The organism is Phyllobacterium sp. CCNWLW109 (assembly GCF_037203905.1).
In the GTDB taxonomy this organism is placed as follows: domain Bacteria; phylum Pseudomonadota; class Alphaproteobacteria; order Rhizobiales; family Rhizobiaceae; genus Phyllobacterium; species Phyllobacterium ifriqiyense.
This window is the reverse complement of sequence record NZ_JBBCBK010000003.1, coordinates 291949-317278: the sequence shown is the minus strand read 5'-3', so window position 1 is coordinate 317278 and position 25330 is coordinate 291949. Positions and strand designations below refer to the sequence as shown.

Genomic DNA, 25330 nt, shown 5'->3' with positions numbered 1-25330 from the left:
CGCCGGCGAACCGGCGGGTTTTTTAACTCAAGTCCGAAAGTGGACTTAGTTCTTTTCGCGGTTCTTCAGGGCTGCGCCGAGAATGTCGCCGAGCGAAGCGCCGGAGTCTGTCGAACCATACTGGGCAACAGCTTCCTTCTCTTCAGCGATTTCAAGCGCCTTGATGGAAACCTGCAGCTTGCGGGTCTTCTTGTCGAAAGCGATGACGCGCGCGTCTGCCTTCTGGCCAACAGTGAAGCGCTCTGGACGCTGCTCGTCGCGGTCACGGGACAGATCAGCACGGCGGATGAAGGTGTCGAGGTCGTGATCGACCAGACGCACTTCAAGGCCACCATCGGTGATCGCCGTAACTTCTACGGTTACAACGGCGTTCTTGCGCAATTCACCCGAAGTCGCTGCTTCACCGACCTTGTCGCCGGTAAGCTGCTTGATGCCAAGCGAGATGCGCTCTTTCTCGACGTCAACGTCGAGAACTTGCGCCTTGACCATGTCACCCTTGTTGTACTCTTCGATGACCTGTTCGCCTGGACGATTCCAGTCGAGATCGGAGAGGTGAACCATGCCGTCTACATCGCCATCGAGGCCAATGAACAGGCCAAACTCGGTCTTGTTCTTGACTTCGCCTTCGACGATCGTACCGACAGGGAACTTTTCAGCAAAAGTGGTCCAAGGATTGTCGAGTGTCTGCTTGAGACCGAGGGAGATGCGGCGCTTGACCGGATCCACTTCGAGAACAACGACTTCGACTTCCTGTGTTGTCGAGAGCAGCTTGCCCGGATGCACGTTCTTCTTTGTCCAGGACATTTCAGAAACGTGGATAAGGCCTTCGATGCCTGGCTCGATCTCAACGAATGCACCGTAATCAGTGATGTTGGTAACCGTACCGGTGATCTTTTTGCCGATTGGGTACTTCGCACCGATACCATCCCAAGGATCGCTTTCGAGCTGCTTCATGCCGAGCGAAATACGATGTGTTTCCTGATTGATACGAATGATTTGAACCTTGACCGTCTGGCCAATGCTCAGGATCTCCGAAGGATGGTTCACACGGCGCCATGCCATGTCTGTTACGTGCAGAAGACCGTCAATACCGCCGAGGTCAACGAACGCACCGTAATCGGTGATGTTCTTGACAACGCCTTCAACGACCTGACCTTCTTCGAGGTTCTGGACGATTTCAGAACGCTGTTCCGCACGGCTCTCTTCGAGAACCGTACGACGCGATACAACGATGTTGCCGCGACGCTTGTCCATCTTGAGGATTTCGAAGGGCTGCGGATTGTGCATAAGCGGGGTAACATCGCGGATCGGACGGATGTCAACCTGTGAGCGCGGCAGGAAGGCTACGGCGCCATCGAGATCGACAGTGAAACCACCCTTGACCTGATTGAAGATCACGCCATCGACACGTTCGCCGCGGTTGAACTTCTCTTCCAGGCGAACCCAGCTCTCTTCGCGGCGTGCTTTTTCGCGCGACAGAACAGCTTCACCCAGCGCATTTTCGATGCGCTCAACATAAACTTCAACGATATCGCCTGGCTTGAGCGAACCGTCCTTGGCTTTCGCGCCGAATTCCTTCAGCGGAACGCGGCCTTCAACCTTGAGACCGGCGTCAATGATCGCCATGTCTTTTTCGATGGCAACAACACGGCCCTTTACAACATAACCTTCTGCAAGGTCGTTGGTGGCAAAGGACTCGGCGAGAAGAGCTTCGAAATCTTCGCGCGATGGATTGGCTTGAGACATATATACTCCTGAAGTGTCCGGCTTTCCGCTTTTAGGAAAGGTTTTTGGACACAGGCACCGGTGGTTCGAGTTACGGATCATTCACATGCCAACCCGCCCTATGAGGGCAATCCGGTGCGAGGGCTGACTGCAAATGTATTACTTGGTATTACGGGCTTCCCGCGCCAAGGCCTGATCGATCAGAGTTTTGGCATTAAGAAACGCGGTCTCTATATCCATTTCTGTCGTATCAAGCAAGTGCGCGTCCGCTGCCGGCTTCAACGGAGAGTCTGTGCGCCCCATGTCACGCGCGTCACGGCGGGTAAGGTCGTCGAGAACATCCTGATAATTTACGTCCTTGCCGCTGGCTTTGATTTCATCATGCCGCCGCTTGGCGCGCGCTTCCGGCGACGCAGTAATGTAAAGCTTCACGGGAGCATCAGGGCAGACAACGGTACCGATATCGCGCCCATCCAGCACTGCACCCGGCGACAGCAAGGCAAATCCCTGCTGTGCCGAGACTAGCGCCCGGCGTACGGCCGGCATGATGGCGACTTTTGATGCTGCTTCACCAACATCGTGTGCGGACAGAACGGTACGATCCAATGTCGACAGATCGATTGAACGTGCGGCTTTCTCGGCCAAAAACTCATCGTCGAGCGGCATGCCCTGATCCAGCAAGGTTTTGGCCACCGCGCGATAGGTAAGACCCGTGTCGAGATGATGATATCCGTAAAATTGGGCGAGACGCCGTGCAAGCGTGCCCTTGCCTGAGGCCGCTGGACCATCAATGGCGATGGTGAAATGTTTCGGCGGCGATAATTCGAGTTCATCCTTGTCGAAGAACCACTGCCAGAGCGCAAAAAGCAGATAGGCCGCGGCCAGAACCAGCGTGATGAGCGGTGTAATGCCGATGGTTACAAAGGCAAAGCCGCCAAGTGTCGTCATCATCGATTCGAGCCACTCGGGCAGATAGGTGGCCAGATTTTGCAGGAATGCATCAATTGCGAGGATGAGAAACAGCTGGAAAACAAATAGCCAGAATAGCAGCGCGAACAGCCCGAAGCGAACTTTGAGTCCGATGCGCTCTATAGCGTAGGGGATAGCCGTAATCGCAATTGATGCCAGCAGGAAATACATCAGTCGGTTGTCCTGTTGCCTGTAAAGAACCCTATACCGTAACCGGCTATCGACCCAAGTGCTGGTGGCAGCAGGAGAAACTGGTAAGGCATCCACTCGCTCGCAACCGCAGCTTCGGAGATGTTCCACGCATAGAGGAAGATCAGCAGTAAAGGAAGAACGATACGAAAAATCGTACAGCTTATACCCGGCCACCGCCGGTCGGACCTGCTGGCGAGCGTGCCGGCATGGGCACCCTTTGCGGCCCACACGATGAATGGGATACTGGACATTCCGTAAAGCCCATAAACTGTAATAGCCGAAAAAAATGAATTCATTGGGTCGTCATGCTGGCGCAGCAAGTTCAGTGATCTGTGCCCCCATGCCAGCCATCATCGCCATGAATTCAGGGAAACTTGTCGCAATCATGGTCGAATCATCGACGGTAACCGGTTTTTCTGAAACCAATCCCATGATGAGGAAGCTCATTGCGATACGATGATCAAGGTGGGTTTCCACTATACCGCCGCCGATCGTCTTGCCGTCCGGGCGTCCGCGCACACTCAGTGTTTCGGTGCCTTCCGTGCAATCGACGCCATTGACCTTCAAGCCATTGGCCACGGCAGAAAGCCGGTCAGACTCCTTCACCCGCAATTCTTCCAGCCCGTTCATCACCGTCTCACCGCTGGCAAAACTCGCCGCAACAGCCAGAACGGGATATTCGTCGATCATCGACGGCGCACGGTCTGCCGGTACCTCCACGCCCTTCAGTTCAGAATATCTCACACGCAGATCGGCAACATCCTCGCCCCCTGCAAGTCTGGCATTCATGATTTCAATATTCGCACCCATTTCCTGCAAGGTCAGAATCAGCCCGGTGCGGGTCGGGTTCATCAGGACGTTGCGGATGGTGACATCCGAGCCGGGAACCAGCAGAGCGGCGACCAGTGGAAAAGCTGTCGAGGAAGGGTCACCCGGTACATCGATTGTCTGGCCGGTCAATGTGCCCTGGCCTTCAATGCGAATATGGCGCACATTATTCTTGTCAGTTTCCACGGAGAGATTCGCGCCAAAGCCTTGCAGCATCTTTTCCGTATGGTCGCGGGTCATCACCGGTTCAATCACTGTGGTTATGCCGGGTGTGTTCAAACCAGCGAGCAAAACAGCTGATTTCACCTGCGCCGAAGCCATTGGGACCCGGTAAGTGATAGGAGCGGCTACTTTGGGGCCGCGTAAGGTGAGCGGCATCCGGTCGCCATCGGCAGCGGAAACCTGAACGCCCATTTCGCGCAGTGGATTGAGGACGCGGCCCATCGGCCGCTTTGATAGGGATGCATCGCCGATGAAGGTGGTTTCCATGGCATAGGTCCCGACAAGCCCCATGGTAAGACGTGCGCCGGTGCCGGCATTGCCGAAGTCGAGAGGCGCTTCAGGCTGCAACAGACAGCCATTGCCCGTTCCCTTGATAATCCAAACGTCGCCTTCTTTGGCAATTGTTGCACCCATGGCCTGCATGGCGCGTCCTGTATTGATAACGTCCTCACCTTCAAGCAGGCCGGTAATGCGGGTTTCGCCAGAGGCCAGACCGCCAAACATGAAAGAGCGATGCGAGATCGATTTGTCGCCGGGAATACGGATATCGCCTGTAAGGGCGTTTGAGCGGCGGGATATTGCAGGTTTTGGCAGCGAATCGTGGGACATGATTAAGGGTCAATCGCGAAAAATAGGGTGGGCGGGGCAAACTCGGTAGGCTCTAACACAGCTTGGTTCCTTGGTCATCTTGCAAATTCAATCCTCACGCAGTGCTTTTTTCGCTTTGACAAATGCGGCGAATTGCGTTTATGGGACCACGAATTTTTTTATGAGGTGCGGTCGGAAAAGCTGCGTCTTCAGGAAACAAGCGTATAACCCCAAAAATCGATTCGATTTTGGATAAGGATTATGCGCCAATACAAAGTGTTATTGCGTGCACGTGGGTCCCTGGGAGCACATGGCGCAATGATTGTCAGCCGAATGCAGGCAAGCGCAGCAAGACGAGGCAGAACGTGGCTAATCCAAAACTTGGCACCAAGCGTGTTGACCCGGAAACCGGGCAGAAATTTTATGACCTGAACCGCGACCCTATTGTTTCGCCGTTCACAGGCAAGACCTATCCGCTCAGCTATTTTGAGACGACGGTCTCTGCCCGGGAGGAAGAGGAAGAAGTAGAAACTGAAGAGCTGGATGTAGCACTGGAGAAGCCGGAATTCGTGGCTCTCGAAGAAGCTGATGGCGACACAGACAGTGATGTTCCGGATTTGGGCGACGATGTTGAAGTCGATGATTCGGACGATGACGATACATTCCTCGCGACCGACGAAGAAGACGAAGATGACGACGTCACTGACATTCTTGGCGGCGGCATAGGCGACGACGACGAGAATTGATTCTAAAAATAAGTTCCGTTCGCCGAGAAATAAGCGGCGAACGGGGCTTGATCTTCGCGTGAGCGGAAGCTAATAACCCGCCATCTTCGGATGGCAGAACAAGGTTACCAGTCCTTGTTGAATATAAGCCGGTTTACCGGCACGGCCCAATGGGTCGATTGGAATGGGGCCATAGCTCAGCTGGGAGAGCGCTTGCATGGCATGCAAGAGGTCAGCGGTTCGATCCCGCTTGGCTCCACCAAACTTCTCAATTTACCGCAATAATGAACCGGCAGTCGCCTTCAATCGCGCAGTAACGAGCGGTGCGATAAGCCAAGTCGCAAGTCTGGCTTGGTCAAAATCCATGCGGTCAGCCAAAGCACGATCAAAATCTGCCTCCTCCGCAGCAGAATCAAACCGCGAGACGCTGACGAGGACATTCTCTCCGAGACGCACCGGGAGGCGGGTGAAGCTGTTTTCACTGTGTTCAGAAGCCAGAAGAGCGATCCGTCTATCGTCAAACTCGTCAAGAATAGGTGCGAGCTCAGTCTTGTAGAATTCGAGAAAACCTTTCTCCGCGGGGGCTCGGAGCTTGTATGTTGCGATCCGGAATATGCTTGAAGCAGGTGCGGCCTTTTGATTTGCATTGCGGCTCACAGGCAGCTCGAAATCCGAGCCGTCATAAGCAGGATGCAGCAACAGGACATCATCTGAATCCACCATCGTTGCATTGGCTGTATAGCGATGCTCGCTCCAGACTGGTCCGTCGTAGAACGCGGTCAGAGCCTTCTGCCTTGCCCGCATATCATCAAACCCACGAAACCAGACAAACGCATCAGGATCGTCCATATCTGTAAACTGACCAATGATCTTCATGCCGCAATGCTCTTGGCCTTCAAGGAAATGCTCATCGAAAACGCTAATCAGCTCGTCGCGCCGGTTGGGATGAAGTGTATAGCGCCGCAGCTCGATAATGGGGCTGTAGTTCGATGTCTTTGCTGGTTCAGTCATCGCCTTCTCCAAAAACAGGTCAATCATCCTGTTTAATAAAACCGGTTGTCCTGTTTTGTCAATCTGATAGTCTGGAACGAAGAATCACGGAGCAGTCCGAATCCGGTCATAGCGATTGAAATTTGCGCGCAGTGAGAGCTTTTGATGCAGAAAGAGAAGTCGAAAAGAACTAACAATCCGCTGGCCATGCGAGCGCGGATTTTGGACGTGGCTGCCGCTCTTTTTCAACAAAACGGATATAATGGTACCAGCATTCAGGATGTGGTGCAGGCGGCGACAACCACCGGTGGGGCCTTGCACCATCATTTCGCGACAAAGAAAGCGCTCGGCCTGGCGGTGATTGCCGAGCGTGTTGCGGCAGAGGTTCAGGAAACTGCAATCAAGCCAGTCTCGACAGCCGCATCGGTCGGCGAGGGTGTCGCGACTTTTCTCGATAATGTCGCCACGACTTTGGATCGCAATCAGGTGGTGTCCGGCTGTCCGCTTAACAATCTGGCTCTGGAGCTCTCCTTGGCTGATAGTGATTTTCGCCAAGCGGTGAGCACGGTGTTCGATGAATGGCGCGAGGCGATTGTCGTGCGGCTTAAAACCGACAGGCCGGCAATGAGTGCATCTGATGCGCAAGATTTGGCGACGCTGGTCGTTGCCAGCTATTCGGGTGCAATGGCGATGGCAAAGGCGAGCCAGAGTGCGGAGCCGCTGCGTGCCAGCGCCCGGCAATTGGCCCTAGTTCTTGCTTGAGAAAACCACAACCGCGAAGAGTAGAACGCCGGCAAACACGATCAATGAGCCTATGCCTACGAGGGGCTCCAAAGCTGCGTTTCCCAGCGCCATGAAATAGAGCGAGGGGATCATCACCACGATCCCGATCGTGTAGACAGCAAACTGCCACATCGCCAGTTTCCCCTCTGCCTTCTTGGGGTTAAGGGCGTAGTAGGTTGCAAAAATGGCGCTGCTTACCCAACCTAAAAGATTAAGGTGGGCATGCGCGGGGAAAGGGCTGTGATCACCAGAAAACCCCATGTGAAGCCCCATCATGACTCCAATAATGAAGAAAATCGTCGCCGATTTGAAAAAGAGCTGAGAAATCTTAGGCATAATTGTCCCCCCGGAAGCCCATGCCAAGAACATACTCTCAAATCAAAAACCATTCCAGCCAGCCAATTGAGCGTATTCTAAGCAATTCGGTCGGGATTCTTCGTAGCCAAAAGCAAAAGTGGCATTTTTATACTGGATTGAAAGCCGAAAATGGCTCAGAGCTTGGACAAAAGACTTAATTCAGGAAATGCTCAAATGCCCTCGACTCCGGTAACCGTAGCCCACTCTCCCGAAGCATCAACAGCACGTACCGGGATATTGCTCATGTTGCTTGGCATGTTAATGTTTTCGCTTAATGACGTCATGGGAAAGTGGTTGGTTTCGACTTATTCGGTTGGGCAAGTTGTATTCATTCGCAGCATTGCCGCCTTGGTCGTGCTGGCGCCATTTATATGGTTTAATGGCCCCAAGAAGATCGTGCAGGTCGACCAACCATGGACACAGGCAGCGCGGGTCATTCTTTCGACGGCTGAAGTTTTCGCATTCTACTTCGCAGTCATTTATTTGCCCTTGGCCGATGTCATGACCTACTGGCTCGCTGCGCCAATCTATGTGGCGGCGATCTCTCCCTTCATTTTGAAAGAGCCGGTTGGCTGGCGGCGCTGGAGCGCTATCATTCTTGGCTTTGTCGGGGTGATAATTGCACTTGAACCATCGTCGCAGGCACTTACGCCGCAGGCGGTCATTTCGATATTTGGCAGTATTGCCTTTGCGTTCATGCTGCTGCTGGGCCGCACATTGCGCAGCACGCCGGATACGACTTTGGTGTTCTGGCAGATTATTGGAGCAGGGTTGGCGGGACTCGCCTGGATTTGTTTCGAGTGGACACCGGTGACGATGCGCGATCTATTATTGCTCGGACTACTGGGGATTGTCGCCATGCTTGCCCATGTTCTGGTCAACCGGGCATTGAAACTTGCCGATGCAGCCACGGTAGCGCCGCTGCAATATACGTTGCTCTTCTGGGCCATCCTGTTTGGTTGGATGGTGTTTGGCGACGTACCGCGCATGTCGATGCTCGTCGGCTCCGGATTCATCATCGCATCAGGCCTGTTCATCTTCTTCCGCGAACAGCAATTAAAGCGGCAAGGCCGGATGAAGCAACCAGCAGAAGCAGTTGTGGCCGGTTCAGGCGACGGTGCCTGAACCAATAAGATCAGAGACTTTCATGGCGGCGATGGACCAGTTCCGTGTCGAAGTGGTTGATCGCTTTTTCGAATTTGTCCCGGCAGCCAGGATTGCAGAAGCCGACAACGGCTCCATTATAAAGCGTCAGGCTGTCTTCCTTGATGGCATCGCCCGACCAAGGACAGGTCGTGTTTATCGCGTCCGCGATCTTGAGTTCGGTGTGCATTATATTCCTCCAACGTCAACGGTCAGGCAGGTTCAACATCGACTTTTGTAATCACTGAATTGGCAATAAAACATTGCTCATGGGCCGCGTGGTGAAATTCCGCTTCGGCGGCTTTGTCCGGTGACTGTCCGGCATAGGTCACATGCGGACGCAGAACCACGCGGCTGATATAGACTTTCCCCTTTTCGTTCTTTGCCAGTTCGCCTTGCGCCTCATCGCGGTATTCATCAATGACAAATCCGGCTTTTGCCGCACCGGCAAGAAAGAACAGCATGTGGCAACTCGAAATCGAGGCAACGAAGGCTTCCTCAGGATCGACATTCTCGGCCACGGAATAGGGCAGGCGCACAATATGCGGTGAAGACGAGGCTGGGACCTCTGCGCCGCCATCGAATTGCCAGAGATGGGCCCGGCTATATTTGTTGTCGGTGAAAGCAGCGCCTTCATCCCTATTCCATAAAATAGTCGCTCCGAATGTTGCCATGATCTGATTCCCGGTTTTGATCTGCGTTGCGGGAGCTTGTCAAAGCATGCCGGAATTGTCGATAAGGGATCATCGATAATAAGGATGGTAATGGTATGGATCTGGGTATCAAGGGAAGGCGCGCAATTGTTTGCGCAAGTTCGAAGGGGCTTGGCCGGGGTGTTGCTGAGAAGCTGGCAGAAGCAGGTGTCAATCTCACGCTTAATGCCCGCACGGAATCGACCTTGCGCGCCACAGCGGATGAAATCGCAGGAAAGTATGGCGTTGAGGTTCAGATTGTTGCGGAGGATGTAACAACGGAAGCAGGGCGCTTGGCCCTGTTGCGGGCGGAACCCAACGCTGACATTCTGATAAACAATGCGGGTGGCCCGCCTCCCGGTGTCTGGTCTGATTGGGGCGAAGAAGAATGGCTGCAGGCCGTCAATAATAATATGCTGACGCCGATCCTGCTCATGAACGCAATTTTACCCGGCATGATCGAACGCAAATGGGGCCGCGTCGTCAATGTTACGTCGGGCTCGGTGAAGTCGCCTATCGCACAGCTTGGCTTGTCCAACGCAGCGCGCAGCGGCCTCACCGGTTTCGTCGCAGGAACTGCAAGGCAGGTCGCCCGACACGGTGTTATCATCAACAATTTGTTGCCCGGATCTCACGATACCGATCGGACCAAAGGCTTTATCGAGCGCACCGCCGCTGCCAAGAAAATTTCCTTGGAGGAAGCTCGCGCAGAAGCATATGCGGGAAATCCGACTGGGCGTTACGGTACTGCAGAAGAGTTCGGCGCTGCTGCCGCCTTTCTGTGCAGCCAGTTCTCCGGCTTCATTGTAGGCCAAAATCTTTTGCTGGATGGCGGGGCGTTCAACTCAACCTTGGGCTAGGGTCCGGACCCTAGAATCTATCGGGGTCACGGCGAGCATCGTGCAAACGAAGTCGTGACCCACTCCATCAACTTTGAGACCAACCTGCGACAGCGCATCTATTGACGGGCGGGGGTCAGATATGAAAAGTCCTGCGCAATCCATTGCATCAGGAAACAGCTATGATCCGCCATATTGTATTCTTCAGCGCCCGTAACAAAGATGATGTTGAAGCAATCATCACCGGGCTGAAACAGCTTGGTGAAATACCGCACTCAACCGCCTTCGAGGTGATGAAGAACACAAAGGTAGATCCGGTTTCCGATGAGATCGATGTCGTCGTCTATGGCGAGTTTGAGGACGCCGCCGCGCTCGCAGCCTACAAGGCCCACCCCATATATTCGGCAACGACCGCGCTGGTAAAACCCATGCGCGAGCTGCGCATCTCTGCGGATGTCGTGTCGACGCTTTAGCTTTAAGCTTCGCCTGAAATATTTTCGAGTATCGGACAGTCTGGCCTCTGGTCGCCATGGCAATGGGCAACCAGATGGTTCAGCGTATGCTGCAATTCACGAAGTTCAGTGATCTTACGCTCAACTTCCTGAAGTTTGGATTGCGCCATTGATTTGACATCGGCGCTGGCACGATCGTTATCCTCGTATAATGCCAGCAACTGGCGGCACTCTTCCACAGAAAATCCAAGCCCCCGCGAACGTTGCAAAAAGCGCAGCTTGTGGACATCGGACATTGAGTAGTCGCGATAGCCATTATCGGCCCGGTCTGGTTTTAGCAGGCCGATATCCTCGTAATACCGGATTGTCTTTGCCGGCAGGCCGGAGCGTTCGGAAGCGTTGCCAATATTCATGGAAACCTCACAGTTTGATAGTGCGTAACCGCAACGCATTGGCGATTACGGAAACAGAGGAAAGACTCATCGCTGCGGCAGCGAGCATCGGCGATAATAGGAGGCCGAAAACCGGATAGAGCACGCCGGCCGCTACAGGTACGCCAAGCACATTGTAGATGAAGGCGAAAAACAGGTTTTGCTTGATATTGCGAATGGTGGACGTAGCCAGCGTCCGGGCGCGAACGATACCGTTAAGATCTCCTTTTACCAAGGTTATTCCGGCGCTTTGCATTGCGACATCTGCTCCGGTTCCCATTGCGATGCCAACATCGGCGGCTGCCAGCGCAGGAGAATCATTCACGCCATCACCCGCCATGGCGACCTTCGATCCCTTGGCATGCAATTCGTCGATTAACTGTTTTTTGGTCTCGGGCAGCATATCGGCGCGAACCTCATCAATGCCTAGCTCTTTGGCGACCGCCAGCGCTGTCACCTTGTTATCGCCCGTCGCCATAATGATGCGAAGTCCTGCGTCATGCAGTTTTCGTATGGCCTCGATGGTCGTTGATTTGATGGGATCGGCGACCGCAAGAATACCAGCGGCCTTGCCGTCGACGGCAATAAAGAGCGCGCTTTTGCCCGCTGCTCTCAGGGCATCAGCCTGTTGGGTAAGGGCAGCGATATCGACACCGATATCCTGCATCATGGCAAGGTTCCCAAGCGCAACACTGTTGGTGCCGATTTTGCCCGATATGCCTTTGCCAGTGACAGCATTGAAGTCAGCCGCGTTCTGAACCGTCAGATTTCGTGCTTTTGCACCTTCAATAATGGCTTCGGCTAAAGGATGCTCGGAGCCCTTTTCAAGGCTTGCCGCAAAGCCGAGCAAATCATTTTCGGAAATGCCACCGACGGTTACAATATCCGTCAATTTCGGTTTCCCCTCCGTCAGTGTTCCGGTTTTATCGACAATGAGCGTGTCAACATTGGCAAAGCGTTCAAGCGCTTCTGCGTCTTTGATGAGAACGCCGGCCTGGGCACCGCGCCCTGTGGCAGTCATAATTGACATTGGCGTTGCCAGCCCAAGCGCACAGGGACAGGCTATGATAAGCACCGAAACGGCTGCAACGAGGCCATAGATCATGCCAGGTTCTGGTCCGATGAGAGCCCAGACAGCGAATGCGACGAGAGCAACAACAACCACGGCAGGAACGAAGTAACTGGCGACACGGTCTGCCATGCCCTGAATCGGCGCACGCGAGCGCTGTGCCGACGCGACCATGCCAACGATCTGGGACAGAACAGTATCCGCCCCCACCTTTTCCGCCGTGATCAGCAAAGTGCCATTCCGATTGAGCGTGCCGCCTGTGACAGTGTCCTCGACGTTCTTTTCAACTGGAAGCGGTTCGCCGGTCAGCATGGATTCGTCAATTGACGAACGGCCCTCAACAACAATGCCATCCACCGGCACGCTTTCGCCGGGGCGAACACGAAGACGATCACCCACCATCACGTCATCCAGCGGGACATCTGTTTCCGTGCCATCCTTGGCAAGGCGTCTGGCAGTCTTTGGCGCAAGGTCAAGCAGGGCACGGATCGCCGAGCCGGTTCGCTCGCGCGCCTTTAACTCAAGAATTTGACCAAGGAAAACAAGCGTAACGATAACCGCTGCCGCTTCAAAGTAAACCGGCACCGAACCGCCATGCATGCGGAAGGAATGGGGAAAAATATCCGGCAGAAATGTTGCAACGACACTGAACGCATAGGCCGCACCAACGCCAATGGCGATAAGCGTCCACATGTTCGGGCTGCGATGGACGAAGGACGACCAGGCGCGTTCGAAGAAGGGGATTGCCGCCCAAAGGACGACTGGCGTTGCTAAAGCAAATTCCAGCCAGATCGCAAGTTCCTCTCCAATCCACGAACGCAAGGGCAGTCCGAGCATTGGTCCCATTGTCATGAGCAAAAGCGGCACTGAACAAAGCGCACTGATCCAGAAGCGCTTGGTAAAGTCGACAAGTTCGGGATTGGGTCCCTCATCACCCGTCGGTATTCCCATTGGCTCCAGAGCCATTCCACAAAGCGGGCAAGAGCCGGGAACATCGCTGATGATTTCCGGATGCATAGGGCAGGTATATTGCGTTCCGGCAGGCATTGGCTTCGGCGCAGGGCGGTCACCAAGATAATCTTGCGGGGCCTTTTCAAACTTCGCCATGCAGCTGGCTGAGCAGAAATAATATTTCTCGCCCTCATGCCGCAGAAAATGTTTGGCGCTGGCGCGGTCGACCTTCATACCGCAAACAGGGTCTGTGGCTTCAAGATAGTTTGCCGGCTCTTTTGTGAATTTTGCATGGCAAGATGCGGAGCAGAAATGAAACACCCGTCCGCCATGCGTGGCCGACAGTTTGCCAGCATTCGGGTCCACAATCATTCCGCAAACGGGATCGCGTATAACCGCATCCAATGGAGGCTGAGATCCTCCGCAGCAGGAGTGATTATGATGATGGCTATGATCGTGTTTCATGATGCAGCTTTCGGTTAGAAACCAGATAGTGCATCAAAGATAATCTTTCCAGTAACTGGAAGGTCAAGGGCAGGATGACTGGGAATTGCTTAATTCGTCATCCTGCTTGGCTTATCTCTTCTCCGGTGCCAAGCTGCCCTGCCTCCCAGCCAAGAATTGCCCGCTTGCGGGTAAGGCCCCAATGATAACCCGTCAAAGCTCCGGATTTCCCCACTGCCTGATGGCAAGGCACGACGAAGGAAACCGGATTGGCTCCTACCGCTGCGCCAACGGCGCGCGATGCTTTGGGTGATCCGATATCGGCAGCAATGTCAGAATAGGCAACGCATTTGCCCATGGGAATCTTTAACAGCGCTTCCCAAACGCGAAGTTGAAAGTCCGTACCGATGGTTACGACCTTTAGGGGTTTGTCGGCGCGCCATTCTGACGGATTGAAAACACGTGCCGCATATGGAGCCGTCGCGGCAAGGTCTTCCACATAAGTGGCGTTGGGCCAGCGCGAAGACATATCGGCGAGAGCATCCCGTTCCTTGCCAGGATCGGCAAAGGCCAGACCGGCCAATCCCCTTTCGGTCACCATGATCAGAGCCTGACCAAAGGGTGAGATGAGGAAACCGTAACGGATGGTAAGTCCTGCACCGCGCGATTTGTAATCACCGGGCGACATGCCTTCATGGGTTACGAACAGATCATGCAGGCGACCTGGTCCTGAAAGGCCGGTTTCATACGCTGTTTCCAGCAGAGGCATCCCGTCATCGAGCAGGCGTCGCGCATGGTCGATAGTCACTGCCTGCAAAAAACCCTTTGGCGACAGACCTGCCCATCGCGTGAAAAGCTTTTGCAGTCCCGTTGGTGAGAGGCCAGTGTCGCGCGCCAGTGTCTCAAGCGAAGGCTGGTCACGATAATCCTTGCTGATGCGCTCTATGATATGGCTCACAATGGCGTAATCATCACCCTTCGGCGTAATGTCCTTTTGAAGTATGGCCTGTGGTTTCATGGTTCTGTACCTCGTTGTTGAGGCTATATGACCATTGATAAGCCTTTGCCGCCACCCGATTCTTGCACGCTCTGCACTACCGGCTTTTGGCGGTCGCCAGCGCCCTTTGAAAAGCGGAAGCAAAGCTTTCGCGATCATCCGGATTAAGGAATGAGCCTATAGTCAAAGCTTTACCACGACTCTCGACCCGCATCGATGTAATACCAATCTCCGAGTGACGAGACACGAGGAACCTTGTCCAGAAGGGGTTGAACTCATGCAACTTGCTCCGCCCTGATGGCGCAACCTGACGGACCTGCAAAGCAATGCGCGAAATGCTCACTTCCTCATGTGCACGCGCAGACCGGTAGTTCAGACGGAACGCAATATAGACGAGCAGAACATCAAGACCGAAAAACCCGAATACCGGCCAAGCGCCCAGCATCAGGAAGAAAATACCGGTTACAAAGCTGCTGATCCCCAGCGCTCCCATAACCACGAGAAACCCCATTTTTCCGAGCGAACGGTGCGGCACCAGAAGAGCGCGAAAAATCTCTTCTTCGTTGTGGGCGCCAGCGTCAATTGGGTCGATTGTTTGGCTCATGGTGTATAAGTATAGAAGGCAAATGGAAAATCCCAAGCATAAAATTGATCAGATTAGCGTGAGTAGCCCTGTATCAGCCAAGCCTCGCCGCGTGGCTGGTACGAGCTATACTGCAGCGGAAATCCATGAAATTTTCAGGCGGTTTGCGGTTCAGAGGCCAGAACCAAAGGGGGAGCTTGAACACGTCAATCCCTTTACGCTGCTTGTTGCTGTGGTGCTTTCGGCACAAGCGACGGATGTCGGTGTAAACAAGGCGACGCGTGCGCTGTTCAAAATTGCCGATACGCCTGAAAAGATGCTGGCGCTTGGCGAAGAAAAAGTCGGCGAATATATCCGAACAATAGGCCTTTGGCGTAACAAGGCAAAGAACGTCATTACGCTCTCACAAACGCTGATCACCAAATATGGCAGTGTTGTTCCGAATGACAGGGATGAACTGGTCAAGCTGCCGGGTGTAGGGCGCAAAACCGCTAATGTCGTGCTTTCAATGGCTTTCGGTCAGGCAACGATGGCGGTCGATACCCATATTTTCCGCATAGGCAATCGCCTTGGTCTGGCACCCGGCAAAACCCCTGAACAGGTGGAAGACAAACTGATGAAGATTATTCCTGCGGAATATCTTTATCATGCTCATCACTGGCTTATTCTGCACGGGCGATACACTTGCAAGGCCCGCAAACCGGAATGCCCTGCCTGTGTCATCGCCGATATCTGCAAGGCCGCCGAAAAGACGTCGGAAATACCCGCGCCCCTGGTGCCTCTGCCGCCTCAGGTTTTCTAACTCACCGCCGCAGGAGGCTCGGACTGTGCAACGGCCTTGTGCAGATGCACCATCATTGCTGCTGCAAACAAGGGTGTCAGCAGGTTCAAAATCGGAATGGCCATGAAAGCTGCAATCACCAATCCTGCCAGAAATACCGTGGTCGAATGTTTGGAGCGCAAAGCCTTTGCTTCCATTTCAGGCCGGAATCGCATGGCGGCAAATTCAAAGAATTCTCGGCCCAGCAAATAGCCGTTCACCATGAAGAACGCGATGATGTTGACGCCAGGGATCAGCAGCAGAAGCAATGCAATGAAATTGCCAACGATGACGACACCCAGAAACTTTGCCGAAAGAATAAAAGAGCGCAATGCCGGAAGAGGCTTTCCCTTGGGATCAAGCGGGTAATCTTCTTTTTCCACGACTTCAGCAACATCATCGAGAAACAGGCCTGCAACGATGGCGGTCACTGGCGCGATCAACAAGGCCAGTCCGAGAGCCAGTCCCAGACTTGCCAGAATCCCAGCGATAAAACCGATCCAGCCAGCCCAGGAAGGCAGGTCCGGTATCATTTGGTCAACAAATGGCCAAGCCAGAATTTCAAAGAGTTCGCGCAAGCCAAACCACACCCCAGCAAGCAGCAGAACTGTCAGTCCGATCGATTTCCACAGCACGGAGCGGAACTCCGGCCTGAATAGATGCCCAGCAGCAGCGCGAGCGCTTTCGAGTATCATGGCGTTCCGTGCTCCAGTTGTTCCTATATAGGGGACATAGGTTCGGTAATGGTTGATGACAAGGCAACATGCAACGGAGGGGGTGGTAAAGCCGCTGCTGACGCGCTACCAAGTGCTCCGGAATATTCACTTAAGGTGTAATCGCCGCTAAGGCCTCGCAATCCGGAGAATTCATGTCCAGCTATGACGTGCTTTGCATCGGCAACGCTATTGTCGATATCATTGCCCGCACCGATGACGATTTCATCGTGAAGAACGGCATCATCAAAAATGCAATGAACCTCATTGATGCCGAGCGGGCGGAATTTCTCTACGGGCGTATGGGCCCCGCGATCGAAGCTTCGGGCGGAAGTGCCGGCAATACCGCCGCTGGCATCGCTAGCCTTGGAGGCCGTGCTGCTTATTTTGGCAAGGTTGCCGATGATCAGCTTGGCCATATTTTTACCCATGATATCCGCTCGCAAGGCGTAGCATTCGACACGCGCGTGTTACAGGCGCCGCCCCCCACGGCCAGATCCATGATCTTTGTAACGCCCGATGGCGAACGTTCGATGAATACCTATCTCGGCGCCTGCATTGAGCTTGGACCGGAAGATGTCGAAAGCTCGAAAGTTTCTGAAGCAAAGGTAACCTATTTCGAAGGCTACCTTTGGGACCCGCCCCGCGCGAAGGAAGCGATCCGGCTTTCCGCAAAAATCGCCCACGAATATGGCCGCGAAGTATCGATGACGCTTTCGGATCCATTCTGTGTAGACAGATATCGTGACGAATTTCTTGATTTGATGCGTTCAGGCACGGTCGACATAGTCTTTGCCAATGAAGCCGAGTTGAAATCATTGTACCAAACCGATGATTTCGAAACCGGTTTGGAGTTGATCCGCAAGGATTGCAAGCTGGCTGCGATCACACGCTCCGAAAGAGGCTCGGTCGTCGTGTCGGGGGATATAACCGTTTCAGTTCCGGCAATAGCAATTGAAGAACTGGTTGATACAACCGGGGCAGGTGATCTTTATGCTGCGGGCTTTCTGTTTGGTTATACCAGCGGCCGGTCATTGACCGACTGTGCAAAACTTGGCTCGCTGACAGCTGGACTCGTAATCCAGCAGATCGGTCCTCGCCCTCAACAAAATCTGAAGACGGCAGCTGAACAGGCGGGGTTGCTATAAACCTATTCCGAGCGGATATATCCGTCCCGTTTGAGTTCCTCATCGGTGCGGCCGGGCTTGTGATAGTTGGGTAATATCCAGCCGAAATATAGCGCTCCGCCGCGAACGGCAAAAGCGGCGAGCGCGGCTGCAACTGCTGCGATCTCGGGAGCAACGGAGAGTTTGTACAAAAGCGTATACGCGCTGGAGCCAGCCAATGCCGCCGTGACGTAAATCTCGCGGCGCATGAGCACCGACGGTTCGCCAGAAACGATATCACGCAATATACCACCAAAGGTTGCGGTCAAAATTCCCGTTACAACTGCGATTGTGGAATCGAAGCCCAGAGCCAGTCCTTTGGCAGCACCAAGAACACTATAGGCCGCAAGGCCCATCGCATCGAGCCACAACAGCAAGCGATAGCGCGACTCCAGTAAGTTTGCCGAGAAATAGACAATGAAGGCAGCTGCCATGCAGACGAGCAAATTGCCCGGGTCCTCAACCCAAAACACTGGAACGCCCAAAATTAGATCTCGTAACGTGCCGCCGCCGATCCCGGTAACAGCAGCCAGAAAGATGAAGGCTATGATATCGAGTTGTCGCCGGGAAGCGGCAAGCGCGCCCGTGGCAGCAAACACAAACACGCCCGCATAATTGAATATCTGAATCATGGTCATGGGCAGTGCTCCGCGCATTTATCTGGCTGGAAGATACAGCACGCAGCGGCCAAAATGAAAAGAGCCGCGTCCCTTGGGAACGCGGCTCTTTCAATCACTCAGATTGGCTCAGGCGTCTTTTTCCGCTTGTGGATTAATTGGGCCGGGTTCAGGTTGACCTTCAGCCGCGGCCTGCTTGGGGCCACCTTTGGAAACGCCAACCAGAGCCGGGCGCAGCATGCGGTCGCCAATAACGAAACCGGACTGTGCTACCTGCAACACTGTATTATGCGGTACGTCAGCATTGGGAATTTCAAACATTGCCTGATGGAAATTCGGGTCAAATTTTTGGCCCTGCGGTTCAATCTTCTTGACGCCGTGGCGCTCCAGAGCCGACATCAGCGAGCGTTCGGTAATTTCCACACCCTCTGCCAGTGCCTTGAAGCCAGCATCCCCCTGCGCCAGCGCATCAGCGGGAATCGCCTCCAGCGCGCGCTTCAGATTGTCTGAAACCGAGAGTACATCGCGCGCAAAGTTTGCAACCGAATAGCTGCGCGCATCATGCACGTCACGAGCGGTGCGCTTGCGCAAATTTTCCATGTCGGCGGCAAGGCGGAGAAGCTGATCTTTCAGGTCGCCATTTTCCGCGCGCAGCTTGTCCAGCTCGGCCCAGTTTTGAGCATTTGTCTCGACTTCGTCTTCATTGGCCAGAGCATATTCCTCTGCCTTGCGCGATTTCAGAAAATCATCGGCAGCGCGTTTCAGCGCATCGCGATCACGCGGATTTTTCAGATCGCGCTGATCGAGATCAGGTGTGTCGTGATTGTTCTTTTCGTCAGTCATCTATCCAGTCCGTCCTATATTCGTAAGTTGCGCTGGATATCGAGGTTTAGCGTCCGAAAATCAAGTGCAAACCGCGCTAACGCAAGAGTCTTGAGACAAGTTGTGCCGTATAGTCCACCATCGGTACGATGCGGGCATAGTTCAACCGGGTCGGACCAATGACACCAAGCGCACCGATGATACGCTGTTCGGAATCCCGATAGGGCGCAATTACCAAAGAGGACCCGGATAGCGAAAACAGCTTGTTTTCTGAACCGATGAAAATACGCACACCAGGTCCGGCTTCGGCTAGATCGAGCAGTTGCAGCGTGCCTTCCTTGGTTTCCAGATCATCGAAAAGATGCCGCAGGCGTTCCAAATCAGCTTCGGCATGGATGGAATCGAGTAGATTACCCCGGCCCCGGACAATCAGGCGTGCCGGCTGGCCAGCTCCGTCACCACCCCAGACAGCCAGACCCTGCTGCACCAGATGCTGCGAAAGACTATCGAGAGCCTGTTGCGTCTCATCCTTCAGGCGGGCGATTTCCTGCCTTGCCTCGGTAATGGTACGCCCCTGAATATGCGCATTGAGAAAGTTGGATGCTTCGATCAGTTGTGAGGGCGTGACACCGATTGGCAGGTCAATGACACGGTTTTCCACATCGCCATTCTGCGTCACGAGAACCGCCAGGGCTTTGGTTGGTTCCAGCCGCACAAATTCGATGTGTTTCAACGCGCCTTCCACCTTCGTCGCGAGCACAAGGCCCGCGCCGCGCGACATGCCGGACAGGATCTGGCTGGCCTGTGTCAGTACGTTCTCGGCGGTCTGCGCATCACCGGCACGAACCTGCGCCTCAATGGAATTGCGTTCGGAAGATGAAAGATCGCCGACCTCCATGAAGGCATCCACGAAAAAGCGCAGCCCAAGCTGTGTGGGCAGGCGTCCTGCGGAAATATGCGGCGCATAAACGAGACCGAGATGTTCAAGATCGCTCATCACATTGCGGATCGTTGCCGGCGACAAGGCGACGGGCAATATGCGGGACAGGTTTCTCGATCCGACAGGTTCACCGTCGCCTAGATAACTTTCGACGATGCGCCGGAAAATATCGCGTGATCTCTGATCGAGCGATTGGAGTGCTTCCGGGGCGACTGCTTTGTTCATTATGCCTCATCTATCTCATGACTGTGCCATAGATATAAGCATTGTTAGAGCAATCATCAAAGCCTTTGCTTCATAACATCATCGCGGTTAAAAGGCGGAAAGCTTATCAACAAGAGGTCTATCCATGCGTCACTCCAAACGAGCCCCCGACGAAATGCGCGCCATTTCCTTTGAGCGCGGCATTTCAAAACATGCCGAGGGCTCGTGCCTGGTTAAATTTGGCGATACCCATGTTTTGTGCACAGCCAGCCTTGAGGAAAAAGTACCGGGTTGGATGCGTAATACCGGCAAGGGCTGGGTGACAGCGGAATATGGCATGCTGCCCCGTTCGACTGGTGATCGCATGCGCCGAGAGGCATCTTCGGGTAAACAGGGCGGCCGCACGCTTGAGATTCAGCGGCTGATCGCGCGTTCCTTGCGTGCAGTCATTGATCTGCAGGCGCTGGGCGAAGTGCAGATTACGGTTGATTGCGATGTGATTCAGGCTGATGGCGGCACGCGAACTGCGGCAATCACCGGCGGCTGGGTTGCCTTGCATGAATGCTTGCGCTGGATGGAGACGCGCCAGATGCTAAAGGTGGAAAAGGTGCTGAAAGACCATGTTGCTGCGATATCATGCGGTATTTCCAACGGTACGCCCGTCATCGATCTCGATTATCTGGAAGATTCCACGGCACAGACTGACGCCAATTTTGTCATGACCGGCAATGGCGGTATTGTTGAGGTGCAGGGTACTGCCGAAGGTGAACCGTTCTCGCAGGAAGAATTGCTGGCGCTGATGGATTTGGCCCGTAATGGCATTACGCGGCTGGTTTCACTGCAAAAAATGGCCGTTAGCTAAGGGTAATGACCATGCAGCCATCATCAATTCTGGAAACAGCGCTTTATGTTGATGACGTCGAGGCCGCGGCGCAGTTCTATAGTGGCGTTCTCGGGCTTGAGTGCATTTTGCGGGCAGGGGAAGAATCTGCATTCTTCGTCTGCGGGGCTGGTGTGCTCATTGTTTTCAACGTGGAAAAGTTGCAAGAGCGGCCTGCTGGTGGGCTGCCTATCCCAAAGCATGGGGCAGAAGGTCCGGGTCATGTGTGTTTTCGCGCCACACGGGATGAAATTGCTGCATGGAAATCCCATCTTGAGAAACATGGCATTGCCATCGAAAGCGAATTCGATTGGCCAAGCGGCGCACATTCGCTTTATTTTCGTGACCCCGCCGGTAATTCGGTCGAGTTCGCCGAACCAAAATTATGGAATCTGAAATGAGAACACTCGAAAAGGGCAAGCTGCTGGTTGCCAGCCACAATCAGGGTAAGATCAACGAAATGATTGATCTGCTTGGTCCTTTTGGTTTTGAGGTCGTCTCTGCCGCAGAGCTAGGTCTGCCCGAGCCGGATGAGACAGGCACGACCTTTGAAGAGAATGCCTATATCAAGGCCTTTGCTGCGGCCAAAGCCACGGGGCTTGTGGCGCTTTCTGACGATTCAGGCCTGTGCGTCGATGCTTTGGGCGGCAATCCAGGCGTCTACACGGCCAATTGGGCTGAATTACCCGATGGCAAGCGCGACTTTGCACATGGCATGCAAAGGGTCGAAACCGCGCTGCAGGATGCGGGCGTAGCCAAGTCCGAAGAACGGGGTGGCCGATTTGTTTCCGTTATTTGCCTTGCTTGGCCGGATGGTGAGGCAAATTACTATCGTGGTGAAGTGGAAGGCGAAATCGTCTGGCCGCCGCGTGGCACAGCTGGCTTCGGCTTCGATCCCGTTTTCAGGCCGGAAGGCTACGACACAACATTCGGTGAAATGACCGCAGAACAAAAACATGGCTGGAAACCCGGCGATGAATTGGCGCTCTCCCACCGTGCCCGCGCCTTTCAGCTATTTGCCAAAGATTGTCTGGACGTTGCATGAGTCATAGCGACCATAGGTCCGAATCCGGCTTCGGGATCTATGTCCACTGGCCCTTTTGTATGGCGAAATGCCCCTATTGCGATTTCAACTCGCATGTCCGGCATCAAGCTGTCGACCAGCCACGCTTTGCAGCGGCATTTGGCCGCGAAATGGCAACCATGCGCGATCGTACGGGCCAGCGCAAAGTCTCCAGCATATTTTTGGGTGGTGGCACACCATCATTGATGCAGCCGGAAACCGTAGCCTCTGTCCTGAACGAGATCGCGCGCAACTGGCATGTGCCGGACGATATTGAAATTACGCTGGAGGCTAATCCAACCAGCGTTGAGGCGGATCGTTTTCGTGGCTATCGCGCGGCTGGTGTCAATCGGGTGTCCTTGGGGGTTCAGGCGCTGAATGATCCTGATCTGCGTCGTCTTGGCCGCATGCATAATGTTGACGAAGCGCTGGTTGCGATCAAGCTTGCGCGGGAGATTTTTCCAAGGCTCTCATTTGATCTCATCTATGCAAGACCGGACCAGACCATCGAAGCGTGGCGGGACGAGCTTGCCAAAGCAATTTCCTATGCGGCAGATCATCTGTCGCTTTACCAGCTGACAATTGAAGAGGGCACGCCTTTCTACAATCTATGGAAGGCAGGAAAACTGATAACGCCCGACGGCGACCACGCGGCGGCACTTTATGCTGAAACGCAAGAAGTCACTGCAAAACATGGTCTGCCAGCCTATGAGATTTCAAACCATGCCGCGCCGGGCGCAGAATCCCAGCATAATCTCGTTTATTGGCGCTATGGTGAATATGTTGGAGTTGGTCCGGGCGCCCATGGGCGGTTTATCGAAAATGGTACGCGTGCTGTAACCATCACCGAGCGTCATCCTGAAACATGGATGCAGAAGGTCGAGGCGGATGGTCATGGCATTGTCGAAGAAGAGTTTCTGACGGGCGAGCAGGAGGGAGACGAGTTTCTGCTGATGGGCCTGCGTCTGGTAGAGGGTATTGATCTTTCCCGTTATGAGCGCCTGACCGGCCATGGTGTCAAGGAAAGCCGTGTAATCTCTTTGGCGGAACAGGGGCTTATCGAATATATCGGTAATAGTCGCATCCGCACAACACCCGAAGGCGCTATCGTGCTCAATGCCGTTATCGCTGATCTCGCAGCTTGAGGATAAAGCGTGTCTGAGGCCCACCAATCTGATGAAAAGGACCGGAGCTACCAGATTGGCAGTTCGTCCTATCGTGCGCGGCCTCTTGAGCCTGCGCTCTACATCGTGGCGACACCCATAGGCAATCTTGGCGACATGACCCTTCGCGGTATTGAGACCTTGGCGGCAGCCGACATTATCGCTTGCGAGGACACGCGCGTCAGCCGCGTCCTGCTTGATCGCTATGGTATTTCCCGCCGTCCCTACGCCTATCACGAGCACAATGCCGAGATGGCAGGGCCCAAAATTATCGAGGCACTCCTTGCCGGAAAGAGCGTTGCGCTCATTTCCGATGCCGGTACGCCGCTGGTTTCAGACCCAGGCGGGCGGCTTGTTCCTGAAGCCAAAGCGGCTGGCATTCGTGTCGTGCCAATCCCTGGCGCATCCTCTGTCCTTGCAGCCTTGACTGCTTCTGGCCTGTTCAAGGATGCGTTTTACTTTGCCGGATTCCTTTCCTCCAAACAGGGCCAGCGCCGGGCAAAGCTGGAACAGTTGAAGACATTGGATGCCGCGCTGGTGTTCTTCGAATCGCCCAATCGCGCCGCAGCGACCCTGGCCGATATGGTTGAGACTTTCGGACCTGAGCGCCAAGGCTCGCTCTGCCGCGAGTTGACCAAGGCATATGAGACGGTGACTACATTGCCTTTAAAAGAACTTGCTGCGGAGTTCGATGGTGAAGACCGTATTCGCGGTGAGGTTGTTCTGGTGATCGGACCACCACGGCAAGATGAACATGTGGCGCGCAGCGATGAGGATATTGACGCATTGCTGAAAGCCCTCAGTCAGGAAATGTCGCCTGCAAAGGCGGCGGGGGAAGCCTCCCGCATGACAGGCCGCCCAAAAGGCGAGCTTTACCAACGTTTGCTGGCGATGAAGTAGGAATGCCGATGGGCGCGAAGGACAAGCGTCATAAAGCTTACCGTCGCGGCCACTCTGCCGAACGCCTCGCTGCATTTGCTGTGGTTCTGAAAGGCTATCGGATTGTGGATCGCCGCTATCGCACGAAGCTCGGAGAAATCGATCTGATTGCGCGACGCGGCAATATTGTCCTCATCATTGAGGTCAAAGCGCGGCGTACGCTTCAGCAGGCGATGGATTCGGTCAATCCGCTCGCCATGCGCCGAATAGAGGCTGCCGCTGACCAATGGCTGGCCCGTCAGCCGGATCATGACCGCCTTTCGCTTCGCTTTGATCTGGTTGCGATCTTGCCTTGGCGTTGGCCCGTTCATGTTCCGGCTATATTTACCGCCTGAGCATCATTGGGCTTGCGGCACCATGTGGACGATTTCCCAGACATGGCCGTCAATATCCTGAAAGCTGCATCCATACATGAAGCCTTCATAGTCTTGCTTTGGCTTCCATTCCTTGCCTCCCGCAGCAATCGCCTTTGCAAAAGTCTCATCGACTTCTTCCTTGCTTGCTGCCGAAAGCGCAATAAGCACTTCCTGAGATTTCGTTGCGTCGCTAATGCCGTTATTGATGAAGTCCTTGAAGCGGTCTTCTTCCATCAACATTGCAAAAATATTCTCTTCGATAATCATGCAGGTTGTTTTCTCGTCAGAGAAGTCCGGATTGAAGCTAAACCCCAAAGCCGCAAAAAAGGCTTTTGAAGCAGCAAGATTCTTGATCGGCAGGTTTACGAAAATCATACGCATCGGGATAAAATCCTCTCTGTTTGATAACTCACTTCCGAATGACGAATAGAATTGCGAGATCCCGACAGTCATGAAAAAATAAAAAACAACTTGCAATCGAATTTAAACCCGATAAGAATGGTCGTGTATCGAGCGCCGTTCATTTGCGGCTGCGTTCCTTTGGCCTTTCCCACCTCCTTTTATGGAGCGAGGGGAGGTGCAACTATGTATGGCGCAGAAAGAGAATCCGATTACCTTCGGTTTTTCAGAAATTATATGCTCCTGCGCGTGAAACGGCGCATTTCTG

General features: G+C 54.1%; 30 protein-coding genes and 1 tRNA gene. 14 read left to right on the top strand and 17 right to left on the bottom strand.

The annotated features are described in order from the left end of the window. Positions 1-45: 45 nt before the first annotated feature. The 4 genes from rpsA to aroA all read right to left on the bottom strand — a co-directional run bounded on the left by rpsA (position 46) and on the right by aroA (position 4545). Positions 46-1746 carry a 30S ribosomal protein S1 gene (gene rpsA, locus V9K92_RS12060; RefSeq protein WP_115054601.1) on the bottom strand — a complete coding sequence of 567 codons (1701 nt, stop codon included), beginning with the start codon at positions 1744-1746 and terminating at the stop codon, positions 46-48. 138 nt (positions 1747-1884) lie between these two features. Continuing rightward, entirely contained in the window at positions 1885-2523 is a 639-nt protein-coding gene (cmk, locus tag V9K92_RS12055) for a (d)CMP kinase (RefSeq protein ID WP_307286316.1), read from the bottom strand. A gap of 341 nt (positions 2524-2864) precedes the next feature. Next, a complete protein-coding gene (locus V9K92_RS12050) occupies positions 2865-3182 on the bottom strand; it encodes a hypothetical protein (RefSeq protein WP_337354088.1) in 318 nt (105 codons plus the stop codon). Positions 3183-3189: 7 nt separating this feature from the next. Then, entirely contained in the window at positions 3190-4545 is a 1356-nt protein-coding gene (gene aroA, locus V9K92_RS12045; protein WP_115054603.1) for a 3-phosphoshikimate 1-carboxyvinyltransferase, read from the bottom strand. A 344-nt stretch (positions 4546-4889) separates the two neighbouring features. On the opposite strand from aroA, the gene V9K92_RS12040 reads away from it, so the two are divergent. Both V9K92_RS12040 and V9K92_RS12035 read left to right on the top strand, forming a co-directional pair. After that, complete coding sequence (locus V9K92_RS12040) at positions 4890-5270, top strand: TIGR02300 family protein (protein WP_115054805.1); 381 nt, start codon at positions 4890-4892, stop codon at positions 5268-5270. A 165-nt stretch (positions 5271-5435) separates the two neighbouring features. Next, positions 5436-5511: transfer RNA gene (locus V9K92_RS12035), tRNA-Ala, on the top strand. 11 nt (positions 5512-5522) lie between these two features. On the opposite strand, the gene V9K92_RS12030 is transcribed toward V9K92_RS12035, so the two are convergent. Beyond that, positions 5523-6260, bottom strand: a complete 738-nt coding sequence (locus V9K92_RS12030) for an NIPSNAP family protein (RefSeq protein WP_337354087.1) — start codon at positions 6258-6260, stop codon at positions 5523-5525. A gap of 144 nt (positions 6261-6404) precedes the next feature. On the opposite strand from V9K92_RS12030, the gene V9K92_RS12025 reads away from it, so the two are divergent. Continuing rightward, positions 6405-7001 carry a TetR/AcrR family transcriptional regulator gene (locus tag V9K92_RS12025; RefSeq protein WP_337354086.1) on the top strand — a complete coding sequence of 199 codons (597 nt, stop codon included), beginning with the start codon at positions 6405-6407 and terminating at the stop codon, positions 6999-7001. On the opposite strand, the gene V9K92_RS12020 is transcribed toward V9K92_RS12025, so the two are convergent. After that, positions 6987-7358 (bottom strand): hypothetical protein, encoded by a 372-nt coding sequence (locus V9K92_RS12020; protein ID WP_337354085.1) that lies wholly within the window; start codon positions 7356-7358, stop codon positions 6987-6989. The genes V9K92_RS12025 and V9K92_RS12020 overlap by 15 nt on opposite strands. Positions 7359-7553: 195 nt before the next feature. Between V9K92_RS12020 and V9K92_RS12015 the strand changes: the two genes are divergently transcribed. Next, positions 7554-8504 carry an EamA family transporter gene (locus V9K92_RS12015; RefSeq protein ID WP_115054606.1) on the top strand — a complete coding sequence of 317 codons (951 nt, stop codon included), beginning with the start codon at positions 7554-7556 and terminating at the stop codon, positions 8502-8504. A 10-nt stretch (positions 8505-8514) separates the two neighbouring features. On the opposite strand, the gene V9K92_RS12010 is transcribed toward V9K92_RS12015, so the two are convergent. Both V9K92_RS12010 and V9K92_RS12005 read right to left on the bottom strand, forming a co-directional pair. Next, the gene (locus tag V9K92_RS12010) at positions 8515-8712 is read right to left on the bottom strand and encodes a glutathione S-transferase (protein ID WP_115054607.1); all 198 of its coding nucleotides are present in this window, start codon (positions 8710-8712) and stop codon (positions 8515-8517) included. 22 nt (positions 8713-8734) lie between these two features. Then, positions 8735-9196 carry an OsmC family protein gene (locus V9K92_RS12005; RefSeq protein WP_337354084.1) on the bottom strand — a complete coding sequence of 154 codons (462 nt, stop codon included), beginning with the start codon at positions 9194-9196 and terminating at the stop codon, positions 8735-8737. 95 nt (positions 9197-9291) lie between these two features. Between V9K92_RS12005 and V9K92_RS12000 the strand changes: the two genes are divergently transcribed. Beyond that, positions 9292-10074: an SDR family oxidoreductase gene (locus V9K92_RS12000; protein ID WP_337354083.1), complete on the top strand. Its 783-nt coding sequence runs from the start codon at positions 9292-9294 to the stop codon at positions 10072-10074. A gap of 161 nt (positions 10075-10235) precedes the next feature. After that, the gene (locus V9K92_RS11995) at positions 10236-10526 is read left to right on the top strand and encodes a Dabb family protein (protein WP_115054610.1); all 291 of its coding nucleotides are present in this window, start codon (positions 10236-10238) and stop codon (positions 10524-10526) included. Between the two features lie 2 nt (positions 10527-10528). Here V9K92_RS11995 and cueR read toward each other — a convergent pair whose 3' ends face one another. From cueR to V9K92_RS11975, 4 genes are all read right to left on the bottom strand, one after another. After that, complete coding sequence (cueR, locus tag V9K92_RS11990; protein ID WP_337354082.1) at positions 10529-10918, bottom strand: Cu(I)-responsive transcriptional regulator; 390 nt, start codon at positions 10916-10918, stop codon at positions 10529-10531. A gap of 7 nt (positions 10919-10925) precedes the next feature. Further along, positions 10926-13421: a heavy metal translocating P-type ATPase gene (locus V9K92_RS11985; RefSeq protein ID WP_337354081.1), complete on the bottom strand. Its 2496-nt coding sequence runs from the start codon at positions 13419-13421 to the stop codon at positions 10926-10928. A gap of 97 nt (positions 13422-13518) precedes the next feature. Beyond that, positions 13519-14418, bottom strand: a complete 900-nt coding sequence (locus V9K92_RS11980) for a bifunctional helix-turn-helix domain-containing protein/methylated-DNA--[protein]-cysteine S-methyltransferase (RefSeq protein ID WP_337354080.1) — start codon at positions 14416-14418, stop codon at positions 13519-13521. A 76-nt stretch (positions 14419-14494) separates the two neighbouring features. Continuing rightward, positions 14495-15001: a DUF2244 domain-containing protein gene (locus V9K92_RS11975; RefSeq protein WP_115054614.1), complete on the bottom strand. Its 507-nt coding sequence runs from the start codon at positions 14999-15001 to the stop codon at positions 14495-14497. 22 nt (positions 15002-15023) lie between these two features. On the opposite strand from V9K92_RS11975, the gene nth reads away from it, so the two are divergent. Next, positions 15024-15782, top strand: coding sequence for an endonuclease III (gene nth, locus V9K92_RS11970; protein ID WP_115054615.1), 759 nt, complete (start codon positions 15024-15026; stop codon positions 15780-15782). Here nth and V9K92_RS11965 read toward each other — a convergent pair. Then, positions 15779-16495, bottom strand: a complete 717-nt coding sequence (locus V9K92_RS11965) for a sulfate transporter family protein (protein ID WP_337354079.1) — start codon at positions 16493-16495, stop codon at positions 15779-15781. The genes nth and V9K92_RS11965 overlap by 4 nt on opposite strands. A 173-nt stretch (positions 16496-16668) precedes the next feature. On the opposite strand from V9K92_RS11965, the gene V9K92_RS11960 reads away from it, so the two are divergent. Beyond that, complete coding sequence (locus V9K92_RS11960; protein ID WP_337354078.1) at positions 16669-17661, top strand: adenosine kinase; 993 nt, start codon at positions 16669-16671, stop codon at positions 17659-17661. Positions 17662-17663: 2 nt separating this feature from the next. Here the strand turns inward: V9K92_RS11960 and V9K92_RS11955 are convergent, their stop codons facing one another. From V9K92_RS11955 to hrcA, 3 genes are all read right to left on the bottom strand, one after another. After that, complete coding sequence (locus V9K92_RS11955) at positions 17664-18317, bottom strand: trimeric intracellular cation channel family protein (protein WP_115054618.1); 654 nt, start codon at positions 18315-18317, stop codon at positions 17664-17666. A gap of 108 nt (positions 18318-18425) precedes the next feature. Further along, on the bottom strand, positions 18426-19139 hold the full coding sequence (grpE, locus tag V9K92_RS11950) for a nucleotide exchange factor GrpE (RefSeq protein ID WP_115054619.1): 714 nt from the start codon (positions 19137-19139) through the stop codon (positions 18426-18428). Between the two features lie 76 nt (positions 19140-19215). Continuing rightward, positions 19216-20283, bottom strand: a complete 1068-nt coding sequence (gene hrcA / locus V9K92_RS11945) for a heat-inducible transcriptional repressor HrcA (RefSeq protein WP_307281808.1) — start codon at positions 20281-20283, stop codon at positions 19216-19218. 124 nt (positions 20284-20407) lie between these two features. On the opposite strand from hrcA, the gene rph reads away from it, so the two are divergent. From rph to V9K92_RS11915, 6 genes are read left to right on the top strand one after another with little or no spacing between them, the layout of a single operon-like run. Then, complete coding sequence (gene rph, locus V9K92_RS11940) at positions 20408-21124, top strand: ribonuclease PH (RefSeq protein WP_337354077.1); 717 nt, start codon at positions 20408-20410, stop codon at positions 21122-21124. Between the two features lie 11 nt (positions 21125-21135). Continuing rightward, positions 21136-21543, top strand: coding sequence for a VOC family protein (locus tag V9K92_RS11935; protein ID WP_115054807.1), 408 nt, complete (start codon positions 21136-21138; stop codon positions 21541-21543). Then, positions 21540-22187 carry an RdgB/HAM1 family non-canonical purine NTP pyrophosphatase gene (rdgB, locus tag V9K92_RS11930; protein WP_337354076.1) on the top strand — a complete coding sequence of 216 codons (648 nt, stop codon included), beginning with the start codon at positions 21540-21542 and terminating at the stop codon, positions 22185-22187. The genes V9K92_RS11935 and rdgB overlap by 4 nt, the downstream gene beginning before the upstream one ends. Further along, positions 22184-23350 carry a radical SAM family heme chaperone HemW gene (gene hemW, locus V9K92_RS11925; protein WP_337354075.1) on the top strand — a complete coding sequence of 389 codons (1167 nt, stop codon included), beginning with the start codon at positions 22184-22186 and terminating at the stop codon, positions 23348-23350. The genes rdgB and hemW overlap by 4 nt, the downstream gene beginning before the upstream one ends. A 54-nt stretch (positions 23351-23404) precedes the next feature. Beyond that, on the top strand, positions 23405-24268 hold the full coding sequence (rsmI, locus tag V9K92_RS11920) for a 16S rRNA (cytidine(1402)-2'-O)-methyltransferase (RefSeq protein ID WP_440808464.1): 864 nt from the start codon (positions 23405-23407) through the stop codon (positions 24266-24268). 8 nt (positions 24269-24276) lie between these two features. Continuing rightward, the gene (locus tag V9K92_RS11915) at positions 24277-24642 is read left to right on the top strand and encodes a YraN family protein (protein ID WP_336440239.1); all 366 of its coding nucleotides are present in this window, start codon (positions 24277-24279) and stop codon (positions 24640-24642) included. A gap of 3 nt (positions 24643-24645) precedes the next feature. On the opposite strand, the gene V9K92_RS11910 is transcribed toward V9K92_RS11915, so the two are convergent. Continuing rightward, positions 24646-25044: a VOC family protein gene (locus V9K92_RS11910; protein WP_115054625.1), complete on the bottom strand. Its 399-nt coding sequence runs from the start codon at positions 25042-25044 to the stop codon at positions 24646-24648. Positions 25045-25330: the final 286 nt, after the last annotated feature.

Excerpts from the sequence above, each read along its gene's own strand:
- rpsA (WP_115054601.1), bottom strand. The coding sequence starts at position 1,746 with ATGTCTCAAGCCAATCCATCGCGCGAAGATTTCGAAGCTCTTCTCGCC.
- V9K92_RS12050 (WP_337354088.1), bottom strand. The coding sequence starts at position 3,182 with ATGAATTCATTTTTTTCGGCTATTACAGTTTATGGGCTTTACGGAATG.
- aroA (WP_115054603.1), bottom strand. The coding sequence starts at position 4,545 with ATGTCCCACGATTCGCTGCCAAAACCTGCAATATCCCGCCGCTCAAAC.
- V9K92_RS12030 (WP_337354087.1), bottom strand. The coding sequence starts at position 6,260 with ATGACTGAACCAGCAAAGACATCGAACTACAGCCCCATTATCGAGCTG.
- V9K92_RS12025 (WP_337354086.1), top strand. The coding sequence starts at position 6,405 with ATGCAGAAAGAGAAGTCGAAAAGAACTAACAATCCGCTGGCCATGCGA.
- V9K92_RS12020 (WP_337354085.1), bottom strand. The coding sequence starts at position 7,358 with ATGCCTAAGATTTCTCAGCTCTTTTTCAAATCGGCGACGATTTTCTTC.
- V9K92_RS12015 (WP_115054606.1), top strand. The coding sequence starts at position 7,554 with ATGCCCTCGACTCCGGTAACCGTAGCCCACTCTCCCGAAGCATCAACA.
- V9K92_RS12010 (WP_115054607.1), bottom strand. The coding sequence starts at position 8,712 with ATGCACACCGAACTCAAGATCGCGGACGCGATAAACACGACCTGTCCT.
- V9K92_RS12005 (WP_337354084.1), bottom strand. The coding sequence starts at position 9,196 with ATGGCAACATTCGGAGCGACTATTTTATGGAATAGGGATGAAGGCGCT.
- V9K92_RS12000 (WP_337354083.1), top strand. The coding sequence starts at position 9,292 with ATGGATCTGGGTATCAAGGGAAGGCGCGCAATTGTTTGCGCAAGTTCG.
- V9K92_RS11995 (WP_115054610.1), top strand. The coding sequence starts at position 10,236 with ATGATCCGCCATATTGTATTCTTCAGCGCCCGTAACAAAGATGATGTT.
- cueR (WP_337354082.1), bottom strand. The coding sequence starts at position 10,918 with ATGAATATTGGCAACGCTTCCGAACGCTCCGGCCTGCCGGCAAAGACA.
- V9K92_RS11985 (WP_337354081.1), bottom strand. The coding sequence starts at position 13,421 with ATGAAACACGATCATAGCCATCATCATAATCACTCCTGCTGCGGAGGA.
- V9K92_RS11980 (WP_337354080.1), bottom strand. The coding sequence starts at position 14,418 with ATGAAACCACAGGCCATACTTCAAAAGGACATTACGCCGAAGGGTGAT.
- V9K92_RS11975 (WP_115054614.1), bottom strand. The coding sequence starts at position 15,001 with ATGAGCCAAACAATCGACCCAATTGACGCTGGCGCCCACAACGAAGAA.
- nth (WP_115054615.1), top strand. The coding sequence starts at position 15,024 with ATGGAAAATCCCAAGCATAAAATTGATCAGATTAGCGTGAGTAGCCCT.
- V9K92_RS11965 (WP_337354079.1), bottom strand. The coding sequence starts at position 16,495 with ATGATACTCGAAAGCGCTCGCGCTGCTGCTGGGCATCTATTCAGGCCG.
- V9K92_RS11960 (WP_337354078.1), top strand. The coding sequence starts at position 16,669 with ATGTCCAGCTATGACGTGCTTTGCATCGGCAACGCTATTGTCGATATC.
- V9K92_RS11955 (WP_115054618.1), bottom strand. The coding sequence starts at position 18,317 with ATGACCATGATTCAGATATTCAATTATGCGGGCGTGTTTGTGTTTGCT.
- grpE (WP_115054619.1), bottom strand. The coding sequence starts at position 19,139 with ATGACTGACGAAAAGAACAATCACGACACACCTGATCTCGATCAGCGC.
- hrcA (WP_307281808.1), bottom strand. The coding sequence starts at position 20,283 with ATGAACAAAGCAGTCGCCCCGGAAGCACTCCAATCGCTCGATCAGAGA.
- rph (WP_337354077.1), top strand. The coding sequence starts at position 20,408 with ATGCGTCACTCCAAACGAGCCCCCGACGAAATGCGCGCCATTTCCTTT.
- V9K92_RS11935 (WP_115054807.1), top strand. The coding sequence starts at position 21,136 with ATGCAGCCATCATCAATTCTGGAAACAGCGCTTTATGTTGATGACGTC.
- rdgB (WP_337354076.1), top strand. The coding sequence starts at position 21,540 with ATGAGAACACTCGAAAAGGGCAAGCTGCTGGTTGCCAGCCACAATCAG.
- hemW (WP_337354075.1), top strand. The coding sequence starts at position 22,184 with ATGAGTCATAGCGACCATAGGTCCGAATCCGGCTTCGGGATCTATGTC.
- V9K92_RS11915 (WP_336440239.1), top strand. The coding sequence starts at position 24,277 with ATGGGCGCGAAGGACAAGCGTCATAAAGCTTACCGTCGCGGCCACTCT.
- V9K92_RS11910 (WP_115054625.1), bottom strand. The coding sequence starts at position 25,044 with ATGCGTATGATTTTCGTAAACCTGCCGATCAAGAATCTTGCTGCTTCA.